Below are 21,873 nucleotides of genomic sequence, written 5' to 3' on the forward strand. Positions count from 1 at the left end.
GAAAGATATACTTTATTTATTACTAAAAAAGATTCCTAACTTTGCTTTATTTTTTGATAAAGGTGATGTTGTCAAATATGTTTATAAGCTCATAACAAAGCTCCTCTTTACTAAACGTATTTAAAGATTTGTTTGACTGAAATAAAATGGAATGGAGTGATTACAAATGCAACATAGCAAAAATAATAACAATTTTATAAAATATGCTAATGGACCTAGTCTTGAAGAAATTAATAATACAGTTTCTGTACCAAAATCTAATCATTTTTGGAAGAATTTAATGGCTTTTTCGGGTCCTGGAGCTTTAGTAGCAGTTGGTTATATGGACCCTGGTAACTGGGTGACATCAATTGGTGGGGGTGCACAATATGGCTATCTTTTGATGTCAGTTATTCTGATTTCTAGCTTAATCGCCATGTTATTACAATATATGGCGGCTAAACTTGGGATTGTAACACAAATGGATTTAGCGCAAGCCACACGTGCTCATACAAACAAAAAAGTTGGTTACGTTTTATGGATTGTGACAGAGCTTGCTATTATGGCAACGGATATAGCCGAGGTTATCGGTGGTGCGATCGCCTTGAATCTACTATTTGGTATGCCGCTTGCCGTCGGAGTTATATTAACTATTTTCGATGTATTACTACTATTATTGTTAATGAAGTTAGGATTCCGTAAAATTGAAGCAATTGTTATTACGTTAATTAGTGTTATCTTACTTGTCTTTTTATATGAAGTCATTATTTCACAACCAAATATTCCAGATGTTTTAAAAGGTTTCGTCCCACAAGCACAAGTTTTACATCATGGACAATTAACAATGGCTTTAGGGATTGTGGGGGCAACCGTTATGCCTCATAACTTATATTTACACTCATCCATTGCTCAAACGCGTCAATATGTTCGTAGAGATGAGAAGAATCTTGCAAAAGCTGTTAAATTTGCAACATGGGACTCAAATATTCAGCTATCTGCAGCTTTTATTATTAACTGTTTGTTATTGATCTTAGGTAGCGCCCTTTTCTTCGGACACGGCAGTGAATTAGGGACTTTCTCTTCTTTATACCATGCATTAAATGATTCACAATTAGCTGGTGCAGTTGCAAGTCCTATATTAAGTACATTATTTGCATTGGCTTTATTAGCATCTGGGCAAAACTCAACAATTACAGGAACATTGACTGGACAAGTTGTTATGGAAGGCTTTATCCACATTCGTCTTCCAATGTGGGCTCGCCGAATGGTTACACGATTGTTAGCTGTCATTCCAGTATTAGCTTGTACAATCTATTTTGGCGGAGATGAAACAGCACTTGATAACTTATTGATCTATTCGCAAGTATTCTTAAGTATTGCTTTGCCTGTTTCAATGATTCCACTCGTTTATTTCACAAGTTCTAAAAAAATCATGGGAGAACGGTTTAAAAATCCTCTCTGGGTAAGTATACTAGGTTGGATTTGTACAATCTGCTTAACTTATTTAAATATCCAATTGATTGTTAGTACCGTATCTTCTATCTTCCATTAAAAATATATGTGTGAGCCATGTCATAGATATAAAAACTGATGGCATGGCTTTTTTTCTGATTTAAAATACTATATCTGTCCCCGTTATCATAGAGTGGCATATATCTTTGTTCCTAAATTTTGATGAAGGCCTATTTAAATCGTAAAACTCACACCAAAAATAGCTTGAAAGGGAAAATTTTGTCCGTCTTTTAAATAGAGTGAAGAACTTTTAGTGTCTAGCTTTGAGATTATTCCGATCACTTTAAAAATTCGTTTTTCTTTCCAAATGCTTAATTCGACCTCTAGGTTATTGGCGTAAGCGATTTGGAGTTGTTCACTGAGTTCCTGCAATCCCCACTCGTCTAACTCTGGTTTTTCAACATTTTCATCTTGTCCTTTCCATTCCTTTAATAATTTTACATGTTCTGGAATCATCATCGCAGTCCATTTGATATTTCCACGATCTCGAATCACTTTTACACCACCTCTTTATCTCAAACACGTAGGAACCTTGTTTTTTCTTACTTTTGGTGTCCACCGATCAATTCTGAACGTGCAACCGCAGTCCCTGCCTCTGTATAAGACACAGCATGTAAAATCGCTGTTGATCCATGTTTTGAACGCAAATAATCCATCGTCTCTCCTAATTTTCTTTTTTTCCATTTCTGTTCATCAAACAAACTAAGTTGCATGGAATGTTCCGATTCTAAATTTGAAATGCTGATAGAAAGCTGCCTTACAGGTTTTTCTACATAATAGGCTTCGAGCAATCGCTTACACACTTTATAAATTTTCATCGTATCATTCGTTGGCTCATCTATTGTATGTGACCGATGAAAACCTCCTCCAAATACATTTTTACTATAACGAACACCAAGTGAAATGGTTCTTCCCACTTGGAAGGCTTCCCTTGCTCTTCTTGCGATATCCTCACACATTTCTAAGATGACAACAAGAATTTCACAGCGGCTATCATAATCGCGCGTGAGTAATTGACCTTTACCAAAACTAATGGGTTCTTCTGCATGTGCTTCTAATGGGGATAAATCTATTCCCCACGCATGATAGTAAAGCTGATTGCCCATAACACCAAAATGATTTTCCAGCATGCTTAAATCAGCATGAGCAAGGTCGCCTACCGTATAAATACCCAGATTATTTAGGGCACGCTCCGTTCTTCGACCAATCCCCCACATTTCAGACAACGGTGCAACCGGCCATAATTTTTTAGGAATATCTTCATATGTCCATTTCGCAAATCCTTCCTTTTTCGCCTCTAAATCTAATGCTAGCTTTGCCATTAGCATATTGGGCCCCATTCCAACTGCATTTGGAATTTGAAATTGGCTATAAATGCTGGACTGAATAGATTTCGCAGTTTCTTCAGGAGGACCCCAAAGTTTTTCTGTACCGGTAAGATCCACAAAGCTTTCGTCCACGCTATATACATGTATCGCTTCCTTTGGAACAATCTGATTGATTAAATTCGTAATTTCCATTGACATCTTTATAAAAAATTCCATTTTGGGTGTAAATAATTTGATATCCGGGTGGTCCGGAATTTCGTAAAGACGAGATCCTGTTTGAATCCTAAATCTTTCTTTCATGGGTGGCGACGCAGCGAGGACTATACTCCCTTTTTGTTGAAGATTCCCAACAACCGCAATGGGCACTTTTAAAGGATCCAGCTTTGCAAGCATAGCCATACAGCTTGCATAAAAACAACGCATATCAACGCAAATGATAGAGCGATTCGGCGCATTTTTGTACATTTCCCATGGATTTATATCATTGGAGTCGATTCTATATTCAATGTGATTTACTGCATTCTTATTCATTTTTGCCACCTCCAAAATAATTGTGAAACACCATCAAGAACATTCGTTCTATTTTTATTTTAGAGTAAGAAAAGTGGAACGACAAGTGGTATTATTTGGAGTATTTTTCGCCGCTAGCATTGCAGCAGACCTGATGATGGTCTAATTTTAGCTCTTAATTTTGCTAATAAAGTAACCTCTTTTTGCAAAAGAATCTTATGCTTATTTCAATTTACTAGGACAACTCAAACCTATAAAACACATTAAAAATGAAGCCATTAAATTGGATTTAAAAAAATTGAGATCATTAAAAATCATAATATTCCATTTTATTGGCAAAGTGAAACTTTAATCAGTGGGGTTTTCTTCATCCCTCACTGAACTAGAGGAACTCAGGTTAAAGGCGCCACGTCCTGTGGCAACACCTGAGTGACCAACATCATGCACGTCCGAACCAATCGGACTTTTACGGGCAGTTTATCTCCCACCTAACTTCTTTACTTTCGCTGAATTTTAAGATGGGAGTATTATTGCCCGTTAATGCGAGATAAAAATCTATTTTTTCTTTAACTTTTCAAACAAAAAACTGATTTTTATTAAACTTCCGAAGATGAAATGACTTTGTCAGTGATCTCTTAAAACTTAGATAGCTATTTTCACTTAGAAGACAAGAACGTATTATTTAAGCTCATCATACATATACTGTATAAAAAAACGAACTAAATTTTGTTTTATTTTTTGTGCAAAATTTAGTGCAATAAAGGTAGGAGAAAATAATGTCAAATGAAATCTGGAAGGGGAAAATAAACATGAAAAAATTATTAGAGAAACCATTTACTCTAAAAAACACCATGCCTGCAAGCAAATTAAGAGAAATTTCCCAAAAAAGATTAAAGGAAATGATTGATGAAAATGAAGTAATGGGACTGATCATTAAAGATGAAATGGCAATCACAATGATGAGAATGAGCGACTTTGAAGAATTAAAAAAGTATGTGGAAAGTTTGGAACAATTAGTAGATGAAAATCTGATGGTAAACAAACTTGGAGAAGAATTTTTCAATACACCGAAAGAGCAATTCATCACTATGCCAAAGAATATGTCGGCAAAAGAATACAAAGAATGGAGAAAAGGAATGGAGAATTAACATGACCAATCAAACATATGAATCAAAATTTCATCCGGAGTATTTTGATACTTTTGATCATGTAGCAGACAAGATGACAAATACAGAATTTGCAATGTTTTATGAGCTGTTTCAACATGTCATTGACACTTTAGAAAAGGATCCTTATAGCAATTCAAGAGAATGTCAGTACGGAATTCTACATGAAAAAGGATTTCGTACGATGACATTCCACTCAAAATTACCAAAGATTCATACAGGCGACATGCGAGTAATATTCAAAATGGATGAGAATACAAAAACGAACTATTATTTTGCTGTAGGAAAACGGATCAACACAAGACCAAGACCGCTTGAAGATATCTATTCCAAAGCGGAAAATCTGTTAAAAGCTAGAGGAGAACATACATAATGCAATAAACTAGTAGACAGACATAGAACTTTTCATATCATTAATGTACGAAAAGAGAATGCCATCTGACATTCTCCATTCATAAAAAATAAAAGCCTACCCCTCCTAGTAAAGATAGCCCTAACGCTCAACCATTAATATTGATACTACTTTCTTTTTCATACACTGTTCACCCTTTCCTAAGTTATTCTTCCTTTGTATCCTCAAATTTAAAATACCCCCTACGTCACAATTAAAATACTTGCATAGCGCATCTAACGTACTGTAATTTACACCTTTACCTATTCCTCAATCTAAATTGGATAACGCATTTCTGGAAGTCACAAAACATTAATCTACTAAAATTGCTAATATATTTAGAATTTCTACTAGTTTCTCAAATCTATACTTTTAGTATAAAAATTGGTATAATATTGTCATATTATTAGATAAAAAGATTTTTATTTATAACCTAAAAGTCTTCCTAACTAGAAAAGGCGTGAAGAAATGAATTCTTGTAAAAATTGCGGAACATCCTATGAAGATGACCAACTCTTTTGTACAAAGTGAGGTCATGCCTTATCAGAAAATGAAAATCCGCAGCACCACCTCCAAGATAACGTTGAAACAAAGGTTTCTATACCTACTACACCTGCTAAATGAGCAAAACACAGTTGCCTAATTTTAAAAAATGAAAATCAAGAAATTGGACTAGTCTAACCTCTTGAAAAAATCGAGTTATGAAATTGATTCAAGTAGAATTTTTTATAAGATGTTGATTATTGACTGTATTTTTTTCACCAAGCTTTTTTATTTTTTTAGAAAATAAAATTCCTCTTGAAATTTTGCTATGTATAAAATAAATAACCCACCGAGCGTTCAACTCAAGAATGGGTTATTTCCACTGATTATTGACTTTGTAAATTTCTATATAGTCTGCAGTACATATCTATTAAAAGGCTGTATATCCTTAAGTCCATAACAAAGAGTGAAGGTTGTCTACAATATAGTCTGGGTAAATCTTTGTCTTTTCTACATCTTTCTTGTTGGTTACTCCAGTTAGTACAAGACACGTTCGAAAATTGTTGGTTTTCCCCAACATAATATCAGTCTCAAGCCGATCTCCAATTATTAGACAGCGGTTATTCAAAATTTTTAATTTTTCAATTATTTTAGAGCCATAAAAAGAGGATGGTTTTCCAATGATATTATCAATTTTTTTGCCAGATGCTACTTCAATGGCTTTGGCTATTGCAAGTGTATCGGAAACATGCCCTTTAAGCACTGGATAACACGGGTCTAGGTTAGTCGCAACTAACTTTGCTCCATTTCGAACTGCATTCATTGCTAAATTGAGTTTCTCATAATTGAAAGAATAATCTAATCCTACAATTACATGTGTTGCTTCCATAGGATTGTCTATTACTTTTAATGAAAAACGACTAAATTCATCTTTAATGGCCTTTTCACCAACTATATAAATTTGAGCTTTAGGAAACTGTTCAAAAAAATAGACAGCTGATAAAAAAGATGCCGTGATTATTTCATCTAGGTCAGCAGAAATCCCTATTTTTTGCAGGCGATGTAAACATTCTTCTCTTGTTTGTGTAGATGTATTAGTAATAAAAAGAAGCTTTTTATCATAACGTCTTAACCTGTCAATCGTTTCTTTTACACCTGGTAAAATCACATCACCAACATAGATGGTTCCATCTAGATCAAAGCAGTACGCATCAAAGTCATCAATATTTACCAAACTAACATTCCACCTTTATTCTGTTGCAGTAGGTTCTTGCCTTCCACTAGTTTTTCTAATGATGTCCTAGGAGCATATTCTAAGATTAGTTGACAATCAGATGAAAGTTCATTTATCGCCTCAAAAATTTCTTTCCATTGAATGGTTCCTTCACCAATTGGTAAATGATCATCACTGGTACCATCATTATCATGGATATGGAGTGCAAGAATCCTATTTTTTAAATCTTTTAATAGTTGGGGAATATCCCATTCATTTAAATGGGCATGGCCAATATCTATTAAATACCCCGCGATTTCATCCATATTTTCTAGAAAACTAATAAATTCATTTTGGGTAAAAATAGAACTTCCATTATACCCCACATTTTCTATGGCAAGTTTTACATTTAAAGGCTTGGCAACTTCACATAATCGTTTTATATAATCTATCGCACGTTGTTGTGCTAATTTTTTATCAAAAACTGGGGAAAAGCAGAAACCAGGATGAATCACGACATGACTAGCGCCAATCATGCTAGCAAATTGGATTGCCTTCATATATTCTGAATAGGATGCCTCTCTAATTACCTTATTTTCACTTGTTAGATTAATATCCCATGCTGGTGGATGAATCGTGTATTCAACAGACAAATCTTTTAGTTTTGATGAAATTTGTGGAAATAACATTTCACTTTGGTCCCACTTATCTCCATCCATTAGCAGTTCAACTTTATCTGCCCCATGTTCTATTAACATATTGACATTCTTTAAAATATCATTTGAAAGAAGAGCTAAGTCTGAATAACAGATTTTTCTGATCATTTTTCATCATCCCATCTAAATAATATTATTTTCTTTTACTTGTTGTTTTAGTGTGGTTAAATCCTTTGGATAGCCAATTGAATTTGTCGTTTCTTGATCAAATAAATGTATATGGTCGATCATTGGTCTAATAAATACTTTTTCACCCGGATACCAATTTTTATCTTTATTGACGACAATCAGTTCTTCTCCTTCTAAATCAATATAAATACAGTAGCTATTTCCTTGGTTTTCAACATATTTTACAGTGCCTGTTAATAACTGTCTTTGTGGAGTTTTATATATTTCTATATGTTCTGGTCTAATTCCTAATACAAATTTTTCTACACCACTTTGATGTATATAATGAATCCACATATGATTTAATTGGAATTTCTGTTGTCCAATAATTACATCACCATCATGATAAACTATGTCAAATAAATTTGTTGGCGGGGATCCGATAAACTTTGCGGTAAAGATGTTTGCCGGACGATTATATACATTTTCTGGTGTATCAAGCATTTGTAACTGACCCTGGTCCATTAATGCTATACGATCCCCCATAGTCATCGCTTCAATTTGATCATGTGTTACATAAACGATTGTTTGCTTATACATTTCATGTATCTTTACTAATTCTTTGCGAGCAGATATCCTCAACTGAGCATCTAAATTTGATAACGGTTCGTCTAATAGAAAAAAATCGCATTTTTTTACAACCGCTCTTGCTAAAGCAACACGCTGTCTTTGACCACCTGATAGATCTTTAGGCAGTCGATTCTCATACCCTTTTAGTTGAAGCATTTCTAATGCCGCATTTAACCTGATGTTAATTTCATCCTTTGGTACCTTTTGAACCTTTAAACCATAAGTAATATTTTCTATAACATTCATATGTGGATATAATGCATAGTTTTGAAACACCATAGCAATATCTCTTTTTCCACTCGGGATATCATTTATTCTTCTACCATTCATATATAAGTCACCCGATGTAATATCCTCAAGCCCAGCTATCATACGTAACGTGGTAGATTTACCACAACCGGATGGACCTAAAAGAATTAAACGTTCTCCTTGTTTAATGGTAAGGTTTAAATTTTTTACTACTTCCGTTTTTCCATAGGACTTTCCCACATTTTCAAATCTAATTTCTTTCATCATAATCCCCCATTATTTTATTCCTGAAGTAGTGAACGTACCGATAATATACTTTTGGAAAACGATATATAAAGCTAAAGGGACAATCATAGTCAGAACTGATACTGCCATTGCCACAGTAAAATTAGTTCCGCCCTCTGAACTTATGAACATTTGCAAAGCGAGAGGCAATGTATAATTTTCTGTACTTTTTAGTATTAACACTGGCCATACATATTCGTTCCAAGAATTTATAAAGAACCAAATCCCGGTTGATGTAACAGCTGGTCTAACTAAAGGAAGAACGATATCTTTCATAATTAGCACATGCCCCAAATTATCCAATCGAGCTACCTCAATTAATGAGAACGGTATCGTTTTCATAGATTGTCTAATTAGAAGAATACCTACAGCGTCTGCAAGTTGAGGTAAAATTACTCCCCATAACTTATCACCTAATCCTAAATCAGATACCATCAAATAATTTGGAATCATCGTTACTGTAAATGGGATAAATATTGTACTTATTAATACAAAATACAGAACATTTTTTCCTTTAAAATGAAAGTAAACGAAAGCATACGCTGAAATAAAAGATGTAACTAACTTAAAAACTGTAACAACTAAGGCAATAATAAACGTATTGATCGTAATCCTTAATGCAGGTAAACTCTCAAAAAAAGTTTTATAGTTTTCAAGCGTTGGATTTAATGGAATGATGTTTAAAACGCTACTATACGCATTGTCTAATGATTTAAATGAATTTCCTATCGCAAAAATCACGGGAAATAAAAGTAAAAGTACTGTTATGATAAAAATAATATGCCAAGGTATCGACACAGAGCGTTTAATTTTCATAATAAACACCTTTCTCAACAAACTTAAATTCAATCATCAACAACACTATGAATATGACCATAGTTAAAATGGATAATGCAGCAGAATGTCCTGTTCTATAGAGTACAAAAGCTTCGTGATATGTTTGATATATGGCATTTGAGCTAGCATAATTAGGGCCACCTTGTGTGATAACTTTAATTGGCGTAAAAACGTACTGTAATCCTTGAACAATTGTAATAATAATCACGTAAATACCAGTGGCACTACTCATAGGCAAAACAATATTAATAAATATTCTCCATAATGGAACGTTATCCAATCTGGCCGCTTCTATTAACTCTTTTGAAATACCATTTATAGATGCATAAAGTACAATAAAGTTATAACCAAATACTTTCCAAGATGTGATTAAACTTAAAACTAATATGACCCATCCATCTGTTTTACTCCAAATTGGCATTTCAAAACCTAACCATCCTAAAATAATCGCAACGGGGCCTGACACTGGATTTAAAATCCAAGTAAACAATATCGATCCTACTACCAATGATATAAACGCCGGCAAAAATATTGCACTCTTATAAAATCCTTTAAATCTTTTTAGTACTATATCAATTACATAAGAGAAGATATATGGAATGATACAATTCAATAGCAGTAATATAGCAATATAAATAAATGTATTTCCTAACACTTTATAATTTTTTGAATCGGATAACACATCGATATAATTTTGAAAACCTACAAATTTTTTTGTGGGGCTGATCATGTTCCATTCAAAAAAACTTAAATATACGGTGTATATAAATGGCCAAAACATGAATAACGCAAATATAATGATTGACGGGATTAATAAGCAATAAGCTTTCCAATTTTCTTTTATTACTTTTGGTTTTACAGCCAATAAAGTACTCATATTATTTGTCCTCCACATTTGTAAAATGGGTAATGATGAACTAGTATTACTATGGATACTGGTTCATATGAACAATCATTTAAACGTTACTTTAACAAGTTATTAATAGTATCCTGAGCAGAAGACAACCCTTTTTCTACAGATATTTTGCCACTTAGAATTTCATCACGAGCATCTAATAATGTCTGTTCTGCTTGTAAACCTGCATTTCCAGGGAACGATGTCCATGGAACAACTTCATCCATTTGTTCAATTGCTGCTTGCATCATTTTATTTTCTTCTAAATAGGTTTTAAGTCCATTTTCCGCTCCTGCAACTTCCTTTCTCGGAGGTACATATCCTGTTCCTTTAGTCCATTTAGCCATTGATTCAACGCTATAGAGATATTTCATGAATTCCCATGCAGACTTTTGTTGGTTTTCTTCCTTTGCTGTAATAGCAAGCATTGCACCGCCTGCTGGCACTCTCACTTTTTTTCCATTCCATGCTGGAGATTTAATCGTAGCTACATCAAACTTTGAATTATCTTGAATATTAGAACGTTGTGCAATTGTTGTATAAGCCATCGCTACATTGCCATCGATAAAACTTTGCACGCCTTGATCCCAAGGTAAATGAACTGCTGATTTATCTTTTAGAATCATATCAGCCAATAATTGATAAGCCTCAATCCCTTCTTTTGAAGCAAATGTTGCCTTACCATCTGTTATCATTTGAACTCCATTACTTTCAAGTAACGCTTGAGTTGCCCAGTTATCTGCTGGTTCTTGGAAATAAAAACCGTACTTGCCTGTTTTTTCTTTAATTACTTTAGAAAATTCTTTTACTTCTTCCCACGTTTTTGGTCCATTTGGATCTAATCCAGCTTTTTTTAATAAATCTCTATTAATATAAAGCACTGGGCTACTTAACGAATATGGAACACCCACTTGTTTACCATTTGAATTTTTTGCTAAATTCATCACATTTTCTAAAAAGTGATCTTGTAAAAACGTTTTATCTTCTGGATAATTTTTATCTATTACTTCTTGAGGAGATACATAATTAAAATTATTTGAAAAATAATCTAAAAAGGACCAACCTACCTGTACGACAGCTGGTGTCTTTCCTGCTGCTACTTCAGCTTGTAAGTTTTGCATTAAACCCTTATACATATCTGGATTGTATTTAGCTACAACTTTTGTAGTATCACTTTGTGCATTAAACTCTTTGACTAACTCTTCTACTGTTTTTCCTCCTTGAGTTTCCGCATTTACATGCCAGTACTCAATAACTGTTTTTTTACCATTTTCATTATTTGATTTAGTTGTTTCCGAGCTTTGACATGCTGTTAAGATTATTATGAAAACAAATACGCTTACTAATTTTAAGAACGATTTCATTATGCTCCTCCTCGTATATTAGATTTACTTATACTCCATAAAACAAGTAAGGTTGAGTACTACCACAAACACCAACCATATTTTCGGACCTCCAATTACCTTTTAATAGTGAATATGTATTAAAATCACCTCCATTAGCCCACTCAAAACACAAATGAAAAGACCTCAAATAAAATGTAATAAATACATTATTTGAGGTCTCTCTACTCGCGCCTTTTTGCTATTCACTTTACACTATTACTATATACAGTTTTTGTTAATCACATATAAAGCAAGTATAAATTATATGTAAATTTATGATTCAAATTCCGTTCATATCTATTTTCCACAATTCTGAGTTTGATGTAGTAATCGCAAGAGCACCATTATCAAGTGCTTCCTTTGCATATTGAGGTAAGTTTAATAATCCACCTGTGATAATAGGTACAGGTAATACCTTTGTCAATTTATTTATAAAGTCAGGGGCTCGACTTGGCATAATCTCAATTATATCCGAGCGAATTTGATTGGCATCTTCCAATAAGTTGTTATAGACATCAGTGTCTATTAAAAATATTCGCTGAATAACCAAAATCCCACTGAATTTTGCCCTTTTTATAACCCCACTCTTCGTTGTAACTATTGCACATGGACGAACACTCTTTTTTATAAAGTCAATTCCATCGTGGTCCATCTCCAGTCCACCTATTTTATCAACATGCAAAATAACTGGTAATCCTTCAGATTGAATATAGTCAACATATCTCTTAACATTTAATATAGAACCTGTCATTAGCAATACGGCACTTAGATTTTCTTTATACTTGATCGCCCGCTCTATATTCTTGATGTCTTTAATAGCAGCAACCATTTTATATTTTTCTAATCTTTCTAATAAAACCTGTCCCACATTATTTGCTTTCATGGAAAATCCCCTCCCTTTCAGACTCACATAAGTTTCACATGAACATAAATTCCAATAGAAATTAACAATCACACTCCAAACTTCATCCAGGGCATATTCATATTTAACTATCTTGTTAGGATATTGTTTAATTGTATCCATATATATTACATCAGATTTCCTACATATGGTAAAGAAAATAACGTGATATGTTGGTGTTTCTTTTTTCAATATTCCAACGATACCTACTAGCACCTCTGGAACCTTTCATATATTTGAATCTGGGAAGTCATGTTCATATTTTAGATCGAATACAGGCGTGTTGATTAGGAAGAAATTAGGAAATATTTTTGATATAATTCTTAAAAAGAGGATTGGTGCCAGTCACCCACACAGAAAAGCAAAAATTTGATTACATATTTATACAAATATAATTACAATGTTTTTAAAAAATCTTCGTATAAATTTGTTAATTTTAATGCTTCAATGTTGGATAATATTATAAAGTCTATACCTTATGATATAATGTCAGAGAGCCAAAAAAAATTTGTATCAAAATTGCTTTTCTTTCGTATTAATATGGTAAGACAGTTCGTTGACGAAGGGGGAAATTGGTATGACTAAAAATAAAAAACTTTGCTTATTATGGCAAAATAAAACTACCCGTCAATGGTACCATGTAGGTAATCTACTTTACAATGAAGAAAATCATTACTACCAGTTCTCATACGAGCTGGAGAAGAAGCGTAGAGGTCTTAAAGAAGCGTTAGAAAATGGTTATCAGCCACATATCGCCTTTCAAGATTTAGATAAAACTTATGTATCCAATAAGTTATTTCTTCCATTTGCGCGCAGAGTACCCAACACAAATAGGCCGGATTATGACGCTTTCTTGAAAAAAAATGGATTAACTAGAAACTCAACAACTATGGAGATTTTAAAAGCCACTGGCGGCAGATTGGCTACAGACAATTATGAATTTGTAAATCCCATAATATTCGATGATAAAAATATAGTTTATAAAGTGGAATTTTTTGCAAGAGGTTGGAGATATTACGAAGGTCAAAAATTAATGGAACAACGAAGCTGGGACTTAAAACCTGTTGACCTTACATTTAAAATAGATAAAGAGAACCCACAGGATGATTGTGCAGTAGCTATTTTTATTGATAATGTAAAAGTTGGGTATGTTCCTGCTTTTTATTCAGCATTTTTCAAAGATATGATTGAAAAAGAACAGCTTTTTGTTGTATCTGATTTAAGTCTTGATAAAAATAACATCCCACAACTACGTTTATTACTAAAAATTCAAGGGCATATGACAAACGGTAATACACAAAAGGGGTTTAAGGAACACTTTCTCTTGCCTGTATGACATGACAACGCCTGCCTGCCTAGGTATCAAAACATCTCAACATTTATGATGGTTAGAAAGGCTTTAAAGATTATTGTAAGCTTAAATATTGTTATCATATAGAAGTAGCTACAAGTCAGAATTGTCCGAATTTTATGGTGTGAAAAGGTTATTTAAAAGATCAACTAGAAGATCTAGAAATATGCTAATCTGATTTTTATGGTGTGAAAGATAGTTATAGCTTAAGCAATTGTTACGCTTGAGTATATATGCAAAGCTTACACAATTCTGACAGGGTCTATGATTGAAGTCCTTAACCTCTTCGGAGATTAAGGACTTTTTGTGATTTTTTATTATTTTGGGAAAAAAGACTTTTGATTCTTTTCCTTTTTTGAAGAAACACCACCCTTTGTGCTACAAGTGAATTCTTCATGTTATATGTTTTGGTCGTGCCATTTAAATTATTTTAGGCAACTTTTATAAAATATTTTATATTGTAATAGCGATAGAGAAGACTTTTGGTCATCATCATGAAGAGGAAGGACCAACATCTTCATCCTGTAAATCTAGCTGATAGAAAATAAAATGGTCAAAACTAATCTATTGAGATACTCTTCATAACCATATAAAATTGTTTGCTATCTTAGCGTTGTAAATCCGCATAATCCTGACCGCTCTCCCCCCTAAAAGAAATAAAAAATGCCCTCTCGAAATGAGGAGGCCACTGAAAAACTATAGAATCTCTATTTTCATTGATAAAAATCCATCTTTTCTTTAATTTTATGAACTAAAAAAGATTATTTTTATCATTTTTTGAAGATGCATTGACTTTTTCAGTGGCCTCAAAATGAGGAAGGAACTTTAGTTAAAGATTACCGAGTCGAATTGGTTTTAGTTTTTCTATTTTTGAAGAGAATTATTAATAATACTGTTGTACTGATAATTATACCTGCGTATGGATAAAACAAAGGTATATTAATAATATCAAGTAAGGTTAAACCAACTATTAATCCACAAATCACTAAAAATATTGAAAGAATATTTTTAGCCATAATAAATTATCCCTCCGTATAGTTTACATTTAGATTCATTATCCTGCTCTAACTTTAAAAGCACAGTAAGAAACTACGCCTTCAGTTGCCAAGCCTGCTCCTAACAAACAAGGGATACACGCAACGCCTGCTGTACTTGCACATGCAAATCCACAAGCCACAGATAAAGCTGTAATTGCCCAAGCAGCAATTCCTTTGCTAGCTAAACAATCATTAAACTCGCTCCAAAAGCCAGCACTTGCCTTTACAGGTTGGAAAAATGAAGTTAGCCCTTTATTAGCAACTTCCTCATTTGAGGAAGAAAGATCAAAGTCCTCTTTTTCTAATTTTAAATGTTCTTTTTTGGCTAAATCTCCATTGTTATAAACCTCTACGTCAGCTGTATAGTTAACGTCATCACCAATAATCTTAGTTTCAGCATAATATTCTAAATGTCCATTCTTATCAAAGATAATTGCGAAATAAGATTTATTCAATTCCGTTTTTACATTCTTATACACGATAGGAAGATAAACAATGTCATTTTCATCACCAGCTTTGACATCTAAATTAAGAAAATCCAATTTTCCATTGGTAACCAAACTAATTTTATTATCAAAAATTAATTTTTTTGTGTTTACCGTTAACTTTTTTTCAATTGACCGACTAGCACCATGAAATTTTTCATTGAATTGATCAGATTTAGTTAATAAATCTTTAACTTGTTCTTGTTGTTCTTGCATCTTTGCACTGACTTCTTTATTTTGATATGGATCAAAAGAAGAAGCAATAAAAATTGAAAATACCAAACTAAAGACTACAAAACTTTTAAAAAATAAGTTCTTTTTACCCACAGATATAACTGCTTTCTCCCTTAATTTTTAATAATTAGGAATAATAATATTATATCATTTAAATACCCTATATTGTATAAAAAGTTAAAAACATATATTTAATTGAATCAATTTCATAATGTAAAATTCAGATAAAAAACATGAACATTTTAAATCAATACGAACATTAATATTCAGAAATTTTTGTTCCGCTCCAGACGGCGCTTTCCACGGGCTTGGCTTCAATCTCCTCGTCACTACGTTCCTGCGGGGCTTTCAGCTCAAGCTTTTCCCGTAGGAGTCGCCGTCTTCCGCTCCACAACTATAAAATTAGCTATTATTAAATGTTCGTATTTTTTAAGAAGAAAATGATTTATGAAATTAACTCAATTATAAAAACTTTTTTGCTTAATAATAAATATATTTCTAGATATTTCATATTTTATTCCAAAATTTAAGCAAAACTCACTTTTGATCGGGGAGTGACTTTCCTATGTATAACATCTTATTACCCACCCGTATAGCAGGTGTTTTTTGTTGAGCCTTCTTCAGGTTCAACAGACTAAAGTCCATAATAAAAGGACTTTCCAAACATTTATTGGAAAGTCCCTTATGTTAGACCTAAAGCTTATTTTCCAGGTACATAGTCTTCATCAATGATTAAAATTGGTTTGATTGTTTTTCCTGTTAGTGAATCACTTGAGGCTTGATTGATATCATCAAATTTGTAGAATTTCACTAATTTATCAAAATCAAATCTTCCCTCTTTATAAAATTCAACAAGTTGAGGAATTGATAATTGAGGAATTGCATTTCCCATTAATACACCTTTGATCGAACGGTTAAGCACTGTTAAATCTACCAAAGGGTGAACATCAATGGAGTTAAGTGTTACTGCTACAGGAGCCGTTACACCACCGATAGCAAGCACATCAATGGCCGTGTGCATAACTGCCGAAACTCCAGTTGTATCGATTGAGTAGTTAACGCCTTTTCCATTTGTTAGTTTTTTGATTTCTTCTAAAACATCTGTATTTTTACTATTGATAATATGTGTTGCCCCTAGTTCTTTTGCAGTTGCCAAGCGGTGATCATGGATATCAATACCGATAACTTTCGAACAACCAGAAATTTTAGCAGCCATCATTGCAGCAAGACCCACAGCACCTGTACCAAATACAGCTATCGTTGAACCTGGTTCTGGTTTCAATCCGTTAAATACTGTCCCACTACCAGTTAAGAAACCACAACCTAATGGTCCCACTAAACGAAGATCGACTTCTTTATCTACTTTTGCAAGATTAGACTCATGTACTAAAGAATAAGTACTGAATGAGGATTGACCAAAGAAGTTACCAACAGGTGTACCATCTTCTTTATGGAATACATGAGAACCATCAGCTCTTGTACCTGGTCCCATGTTTAAATCTATCCAATGATCACAGTTAGCTGGTAAACCTGAGCGACAGTTATCACAATGTTCACAATACGCATAAGAAACTACTACATGATCACCTGGTTTAAATTCTGTAACCGCTTTCCCAATTTTCGCTACAATGCCAGAACCTTCATGACCAAATACGGCTGGGAAATCATATGGAGAATCACCTGCACGAACAGCATCATCAGAGTGACAAATTCCTGAAGCGACTAATTTCACTAAAACTTCATCATCTTGCATTTCAGCAAGATTCAATTCTTCCATTTCATATGGACCATTTAATTTATTGACTACGGCAGCTTTTACTTTCATGAGAAATCCCTCTTTCTTCTATATTTATATTTATTATTTCCATAATCAGAATGTATAATACTATATGGAAAAAAAGAAAATATATGATTGTTAATGGAAACTGTATTTCATTTCCTAATTGGATAATACTATACCAAGTTTTCAAGACAATATATTTCTGCGGAGCTTTCAGCTAAATCTTTTCCCTTTAGAACCATCTTCCTTCCCCCCGAAATTACCAGATTGAACATACTTAAATGTTCAATTTTTTGTATAGTTTTACATATCAATTTGACTCATACATATTAATACAATCTAATATCTCTATAAAAAAGACTATAGACAAACTCGAAATTCTTGGAGTTTATCTACAGTCTAAAGAACACTTATTTTTCTTTATAAAATCCTCATCAATATTTAAACAATTATTTAGCTGTTTCTGATATTTCGACTTGATCTGCAGTTTGTGCTGGTTCTACAGATGTAACATCTTCAACATTTACAGTTACTTTCACTGTAGTTTGGTTAGAAGCTAAATCTTTTGCTGTGTAAATAATCGTATAAATACCAGCTATACTTGTGTCAATCTTATCAACTGTATTGCCTTGTGAATCAGTAATTGAAGTAACAAGTTTAACGGATTTATCCAAATTATCTTTGGCAGTTACTATTGGTAGAGTGAATACATCACCCGTTCTAACTTTATAAGTTACTGTACCAGTATTTTTTATCACAAAAGTTTGTTTAGCATCTTTAAGTTTGATCAATGGAGCAACTTTATCAGTTACTACTTTACCGTTTTTATATTGTACGTTTACTCCGTTTACTTCATAAACACCTGTTGCAGGAACACCATTCACATAGTATTTCCCTTCTTTAGATCCCTTGAATTTTTTCCCACTTTTAAAATAATATTTACCTACTGTACCAGTGAAACATTTCCCTTTCTTATAATAGACACCTTTAAATACTTTTGTTGCTGCTACACCTTTTTGATAAAAAGTTTTAGATACTACGCCAGTATACAATTGACCTTCTTTGTAGTATTTGCCTTTGTAAATACCAGTAAAGGTTTTTCCATTTTTATAAAGAACAGAGTTATAAACTTTAAAACCTGCGATTACTTTTTTATTTTTAGAATTCACAAGTTTACCTTTTAATACTTTATGAGTAGTTTTTGCAGATGCCGTTGTGTCAACTGCTACTGCTGCAGATGTAATAACAGAAGCCCCCAAAGCAAACGCCGCTACAGATTTAATTATTTGTGTGTAATTTTTCATTTTTCTATTCTCTTTTATTGTTACAATTTGTAAGGATTACCTTGTTTAATTCATGGACAAATACCATATTTCTCCTTTGGCAACCTCAACAAATATACTAGCACAAAAAAGTACTATTTTTTATTACATTTAGCGTTTTTTTATTAAATGAAAGTAAACATTCTGTTCTTACTATTAATTTTTTTAAAACAATCTTTATTGTCCTCAGCAATTTTCCAAATGAGCTACAAATATGTATCTTTTATTTTTTATGCCTTCTATTATTTTCAACTTAATTTCGTATTACATATGCCCTGTAATAAAATTCATGTAATATTTCTATGTTTTAATAAGAACTTAAGGGCATATAGAATATTAAAGGAGTTACTAGTGTTGCATTAAACCAAATTCAATATTAAAAAGGCTCATAATCTTCGCAAATCTTGTTTTGTGTAAAGAAAACGTCCTTAATAATGTATAAGTCAGGTGATATTCCATACTAAAGAACATCGTCATGAAAACAAAAAAACCGCTGATATCATCCATCAGCGGCTAAATCTACAACACGCTACATTACTCATTGAATCTTTCTTTAGGAGGAACTGTAGGAGAAACCTTGACGCCTGTCGATTCTTCAAAATCGTATAAATTAGTAGGTAGATCAGTGAAACGTTCTAATTCATTGTAGGCAGGAATACCATGGTAGGACATGTCCAATCCTTCTTCTTCTTCGCGTTCTGTTGCACGTAGCCCTACCGTCTTTTCACATACTTTGGCCATAAATGTTCCGCCAAGCAATCCCCAAACAATGACAACGACCGCACCTAACAGTTGGATTCCTAATAGAGAAAAACTGCCTGTTGTGAGTAAGCCATGCGTGGTATCAAACAAACCAACTGCTATGGTACCAAAAACACCATTGAAACCATGAACGGCTACCGCCCCGACTGGATCATCGACTTTTAAATTATCTACAAATAGTGTTGCATAGATCACGATAAAGCCACTAGTAATCCCAATAACAATGGCGCTCCACTCTGAAACATAGGCACATCCAGCTGTAATTGCCACTAAACCTGCTAATACACCATTGATCGTCATACTAGGGTCCACTTTTCCGAACTTTTTCATCGTTATCAATAATGCAGCTGTACCACCACTTGCGCCTGCAAGCATCGTATTGAGCGCGATAGTTGCTAAGGCTGTGTTAGAAGCATCCAACGTACTTCCGGCATTAAAAGCAAACCAACCAAACCATAAGATAAACGTTCCAGCAGAAGCTAAAGGAATATTACTTGGCGCAAAAACATTCGTACTGCCATCTGAATTAAATCGCCCTTTTCTTGGTCCCAGTACTTTTGCCATTGCAAATGCAGCAAATCCTCCAACTGCATGAATAGCGGCAGAACCTGCAAAATCTTTCATCCCTAATTTAGCCAACCAGCCATCGCTATTCCAAATCCAATGGCCTGAAATGGGATAAACAACAATGCAAATCAATGCAGCTGTTAAAATATAGGCTTTGAAGTTCATACGTTCTGCGACTGCACCAGAAACGATGGAGATGCAAGCTACGGCAAATCCCATTTGGAATAGGACATATGCTGCACTTGGTAATTTTAAAGCAAGATCAATTTTTTCTGGGCTTCCAAACAATGAAGTACCAAATAGTCCAAAGGTATCGTGCCCAAACATAATCCCAAAACCAACTAGCCAAAATGCTAAAGCTCCAATTGTTAGATCCACAAAAATCTTCATTGTTACGTTTACGGCATTTTTCGTTCTTACAAGGCCAGATTCAAGTAAACTAAATCCACCTTCCATGAATAACACCATTGCCGCAGCTAATACAACCCATATGGTATTTATATACATTAATTCCACGTTCGTTATTCCTCCTGGTTTAACAGATCATCAATATCATAATCTGCCTTTCCTGTTCGAATGTTATAGGCTTCGAGAATTGGAAAAACAAAAATTTTACCGTCGCCATCTTCTCCAGTTTGAGCAGAATCAACAATTTGCTGGATGGTCTTGTCCACCATATGATCTGATAAGATAATCTCCAATTTGATCTTTGGATGGAGGGTCACTTTATAATTTTTTCCACGATAGACACCCTGATTGTCTTTCTGTTTCCCTCTCCCAACTACTTGGGATACTGTGAATCCTGTAATACCTATGTTTTTTAATCCTTTAATCGTTTCAGTTAACTTTTCAGTTCGAATAATTGCTTCAATTTTTTTCATGAAAATGCCTTTCTTATGTCAGATTTTCTCACATACTATGTTAAGAATTATACCAAACTTTAAAAATGTGTCAATGGATTTCGAATGGAAATTATGAATTATTGAAAGTTTTTAGAATTTTTTGTAGATTGATTGCGAAGGATAGAAAATAATGTATATATATTATTTTTATTAATTTGAATCAATTTCATAATGTAAAATTCAGATAAAAAACACGAACATTTTAAATCAACATGAACATTAATATTCAGAATTTTTGTTCCGCTCCAGACGGCGCTTTCCACGGGCTTGGCTTCAATCTCCTCGTCACTACGTTCCTGCGGGGCTTTCAGCTCAAGCTTTTCCCGTAGGAGTCGCCGTCCTCCTCTCCACAACTATCAAAATTAGTTATTATCAAATGTTCGTATTTTTTAAGAAGAAAATGATTTATGAAATTGATTCATTTATAATATAAATTTATCTTTTTATATTTCAGATGATCTTTTAGTCCTTTTATTAATGAATTAACGTTAGACTTTAGCTAAACAAATTTTTAATTTTTTATTTGTACGGTTAGTTCGTATCCATACAACTCATTCTGCGTATTAGGAAAAACATCGATATGTCAAAATCACCATTTTCACTAATCCCAAAGGCCTAATTTTCTACGCAGATTACATTAGAATGTCTATTTTGATCGTTTTTCTTCTATTATTCGTAGCCCAAATAAAATTCCTTCGATGCATTTCTTCAAACGAAAAGAAATTCAATGCTTTTAAAATTTTTCTAACTGGACAACATAAATAAAAATAACCTTAAAAAGAAAGGATGATGAAAAAACAAACAAATCAAATTAATGGTTATACATTGACTAATGTCAAATTCGA

At 33.3% G+C, this 21,873-nt stretch carries 19 protein-coding genes; 4 read left to right on the plus strand and 15 right to left on the minus strand.

Annotated elements, in window-relative coordinates; genetic code table 11:
- The first annotated feature begins 166 nt into the window (after nucleotides 1–166).
- Nucleotides 167–1,531, plus strand: coding sequence for an Nramp family divalent metal transporter (locus tag FEZ13_RS09845; RefSeq protein ID WP_146552486.1), 1,365 nt, complete (start codon nucleotides 167–169; stop codon nucleotides 1,529–1,531).
- 134 nt (nucleotides 1,532–1,665) lie between these two features.
- On the opposite strand, the gene FEZ13_RS09850 is transcribed toward FEZ13_RS09845, so the two are convergent.
- Together FEZ13_RS09850 and FEZ13_RS09855 are read right to left on the minus strand one after the other, a co-directional pair.
- The gene (locus tag FEZ13_RS09850; protein ID WP_146552487.1) at nucleotides 1,666–1,986 is read right to left on the minus strand and encodes a YolD-like family protein; all 321 of its coding nucleotides are present in this window, start codon (nucleotides 1,984–1,986) and stop codon (nucleotides 1,666–1,668) included.
- 47 nt (nucleotides 1,987–2,033) lie between these two features.
- Nucleotides 2,034–3,284 (minus strand): Y-family DNA polymerase, encoded by a 1,251-nt coding sequence (locus tag FEZ13_RS09855; protein ID WP_146552794.1) that lies wholly within the window; start codon nucleotides 3,282–3,284, stop codon nucleotides 2,034–2,036.
- 854 nt (nucleotides 3,285–4,138) lie between these two features.
- On the opposite strand from FEZ13_RS09855, the gene FEZ13_RS09860 reads away from it, so the two are divergent.
- Together FEZ13_RS09860 and FEZ13_RS09865 are read left to right on the plus strand one after the other, a co-directional pair.
- Entirely contained in the window at nucleotides 4,139–4,477 is a 339-nt protein-coding gene (locus tag FEZ13_RS09860; protein WP_146552488.1) for a hypothetical protein, read from the plus strand.
- 1 nt (nucleotide 4,478) lies between these two features.
- On the plus strand, nucleotides 4,479–4,868 hold the full coding sequence (locus tag FEZ13_RS09865; protein ID WP_146552489.1) for a hypothetical protein: 390 nt from the start codon (nucleotides 4,479–4,481) through the stop codon (nucleotides 4,866–4,868).
- Nucleotides 4,869–4,988: 120 nt separating this feature from the next.
- Here FEZ13_RS09865 and FEZ13_RS20445 read toward each other — a convergent pair whose 3' ends face one another.
- The 8 genes from FEZ13_RS20445 to FEZ13_RS09900 all read right to left on the minus strand — a co-directional run bounded on the left by FEZ13_RS20445 (nucleotide 4,989) and on the right by FEZ13_RS09900 (nucleotide 12,570).
- Complete coding sequence (locus FEZ13_RS20445) at nucleotides 4,989–5,153, minus strand: helix-turn-helix domain-containing protein (protein WP_370467685.1); 165 nt, start codon at nucleotides 5,151–5,153, stop codon at nucleotides 4,989–4,991.
- Between the two features lie 664 nt (nucleotides 5,154–5,817).
- A complete protein-coding gene (locus FEZ13_RS09870; RefSeq protein ID WP_146552490.1) occupies nucleotides 5,818–6,603 on the minus strand; it encodes an HAD-IIA family hydrolase in 786 nt (261 codons plus the stop codon).
- Complete coding sequence (locus tag FEZ13_RS09875; RefSeq protein ID WP_146552491.1) at nucleotides 6,597–7,406, minus strand: sugar phosphate isomerase/epimerase family protein; 810 nt, start codon at nucleotides 7,404–7,406, stop codon at nucleotides 6,597–6,599. Before FEZ13_RS09875 ends, FEZ13_RS09870 begins: the two co-directional genes overlap by 7 nt.
- A 15-nt stretch (nucleotides 7,407–7,421) precedes the next feature.
- Nucleotides 7,422–8,549, minus strand: coding sequence for an ABC transporter ATP-binding protein (locus tag FEZ13_RS09880; RefSeq protein ID WP_146552492.1), 1,128 nt, complete (start codon nucleotides 8,547–8,549; stop codon nucleotides 7,422–7,424).
- Between the two features lie 12 nt (nucleotides 8,550–8,561).
- Nucleotides 8,562–9,386: a carbohydrate ABC transporter permease gene (locus tag FEZ13_RS09885; RefSeq protein WP_146552493.1), complete on the minus strand. Its 825-nt coding sequence runs from the start codon at nucleotides 9,384–9,386 to the stop codon at nucleotides 8,562–8,564.
- The gene (locus FEZ13_RS09890) at nucleotides 9,376–10,284 is read right to left on the minus strand and encodes a carbohydrate ABC transporter permease (RefSeq protein ID WP_146552494.1); all 909 of its coding nucleotides are present in this window, start codon (nucleotides 10,282–10,284) and stop codon (nucleotides 9,376–9,378) included. The genes FEZ13_RS09885 and FEZ13_RS09890 overlap by 11 nt, the downstream gene beginning before the upstream one ends.
- A gap of 86 nt (nucleotides 10,285–10,370) precedes the next feature.
- A complete protein-coding gene (locus FEZ13_RS09895; protein ID WP_146552495.1) occupies nucleotides 10,371–11,666 on the minus strand; it encodes an ABC transporter substrate-binding protein in 1,296 nt (431 codons plus the stop codon).
- 301 nt (nucleotides 11,667–11,967) lie between these two features.
- A complete protein-coding gene (locus tag FEZ13_RS09900; RefSeq protein WP_146552496.1) occupies nucleotides 11,968–12,570 on the minus strand; it encodes a glycerol-3-phosphate responsive antiterminator in 603 nt (200 codons plus the stop codon).
- 595 nt (nucleotides 12,571–13,165) lie between these two features.
- Here FEZ13_RS09900 and FEZ13_RS09905 point away from each other — a divergent pair.
- A complete protein-coding gene (locus FEZ13_RS09905; protein WP_146552497.1) occupies nucleotides 13,166–13,924 on the plus strand; it encodes an HIRAN domain-containing protein in 759 nt (252 codons plus the stop codon).
- Between the two features lie 1,069 nt (nucleotides 13,925–14,993).
- On the opposite strand, the gene FEZ13_RS09910 is transcribed toward FEZ13_RS09905, so the two are convergent.
- The 5 genes from FEZ13_RS09910 to FEZ13_RS09930 all read right to left on the minus strand — a co-directional run bounded on the left by FEZ13_RS09910 (nucleotide 14,994) and on the right by FEZ13_RS09930 (nucleotide 21,007).
- Complete coding sequence (locus FEZ13_RS09910) at nucleotides 14,994–15,788, minus strand: hypothetical protein (protein WP_146552498.1); 795 nt, start codon at nucleotides 15,786–15,788, stop codon at nucleotides 14,994–14,996.
- Nucleotides 15,789–16,395: 607 nt separating this feature from the next.
- Nucleotides 16,396–17,520, minus strand: a complete 1,125-nt coding sequence (locus tag FEZ13_RS09915) for an NAD(P)-dependent alcohol dehydrogenase (RefSeq protein WP_146552499.1) — start codon at nucleotides 17,518–17,520, stop codon at nucleotides 16,396–16,398.
- A gap of 404 nt (nucleotides 17,521–17,924) precedes the next feature.
- The gene (locus tag FEZ13_RS09920) at nucleotides 17,925–18,779 is read right to left on the minus strand and encodes a DUF5011 domain-containing protein (RefSeq protein WP_146549710.1); all 855 of its coding nucleotides are present in this window, start codon (nucleotides 18,777–18,779) and stop codon (nucleotides 17,925–17,927) included.
- Nucleotides 18,780–19,331: 552 nt separating this feature from the next.
- Nucleotides 19,332–20,642 (minus strand): ammonium transporter, encoded by a 1,311-nt coding sequence (locus FEZ13_RS09925; protein ID WP_186725832.1) that lies wholly within the window; start codon nucleotides 20,640–20,642, stop codon nucleotides 19,332–19,334.
- Between the two features lie 5 nt (nucleotides 20,643–20,647).
- Nucleotides 20,648–21,007, minus strand: coding sequence for a P-II family nitrogen regulator (locus tag FEZ13_RS09930; protein WP_146549711.1), 360 nt, complete (start codon nucleotides 21,005–21,007; stop codon nucleotides 20,648–20,650).
- Nucleotides 21,008–21,873: the final 866 nt, after the last annotated feature.

It is taken from the genome of Rummeliibacillus sp. SL167, from assembly GCF_007896505.1.
Classification (GTDB): Bacteria; Bacillota; Bacilli; order Bacillales_A; family Planococcaceae; genus Rummeliibacillus; species Rummeliibacillus suwonensis.

Bases quoted from the DNA above. Each gene is read 5' to 3' on its own strand.
- FEZ13_RS09845 (WP_146552486.1), top strand. From the start codon at position 167: ATGCAACATAGCAAAAATAATAACAATTTTATAAAATATGCTAATGGA.
- FEZ13_RS09855 (WP_146552794.1), bottom strand. From the start codon at position 3,284: ATGTACAAAAATGCGCCGAATCGCTCTATCATTTGCGTTGATATGCGT.
- FEZ13_RS09860 (WP_146552488.1), top strand. From the start codon at position 4,139: ATGAAAAAATTATTAGAGAAACCATTTACTCTAAAAAACACCATGCCT.
- FEZ13_RS09865 (WP_146552489.1), top strand. From the start codon at position 4,479: ATGACCAATCAAACATATGAATCAAAATTTCATCCGGAGTATTTTGAT.
- FEZ13_RS09875 (WP_146552491.1), bottom strand. From the start codon at position 7,406: ATGATCAGAAAAATCTGTTATTCAGACTTAGCTCTTCTTTCAAATGAT.
- FEZ13_RS09880 (WP_146552492.1), bottom strand. From the start codon at position 8,549: ATGAAAGAAATTAGATTTGAAAATGTGGGAAAGTCCTATGGAAAAACG.
- FEZ13_RS09885 (WP_146552493.1), bottom strand. From the start codon at position 9,386: ATGAAAATTAAACGCTCTGTGTCGATACCTTGGCATATTATTTTTATC.
- FEZ13_RS09890 (WP_146552494.1), bottom strand. From the start codon at position 10,284: ATGAGTACTTTATTGGCTGTAAAACCAAAAGTAATAAAAGAAAATTGG.
- FEZ13_RS09895 (WP_146552495.1), bottom strand. From the start codon at position 11,666: ATGAAATCGTTCTTAAAATTAGTAAGCGTATTTGTTTTCATAATAATC.
- FEZ13_RS09900 (WP_146552496.1), bottom strand. From the start codon at position 12,570: ATGAAAGCAAATAATGTGGGACAGGTTTTATTAGAAAGATTAGAAAAA.
- FEZ13_RS09905 (WP_146552497.1), top strand. From the start codon at position 13,166: ATGACTAAAAATAAAAAACTTTGCTTATTATGGCAAAATAAAACTACC.
- FEZ13_RS09915 (WP_146552499.1), bottom strand. From the start codon at position 17,520: ATGAAAGTAAAAGCTGCCGTAGTCAATAAATTAAATGGTCCATATGAA.
- FEZ13_RS09920 (WP_146549710.1), bottom strand. From the start codon at position 18,779: ATGAAAAATTACACACAAATAATTAAATCTGTAGCGGCGTTTGCTTTG.
- FEZ13_RS09930 (WP_146549711.1), bottom strand. From the start codon at position 21,007: ATGAAAAAAATTGAAGCAATTATTCGAACTGAAAAGTTAACTGAAACG.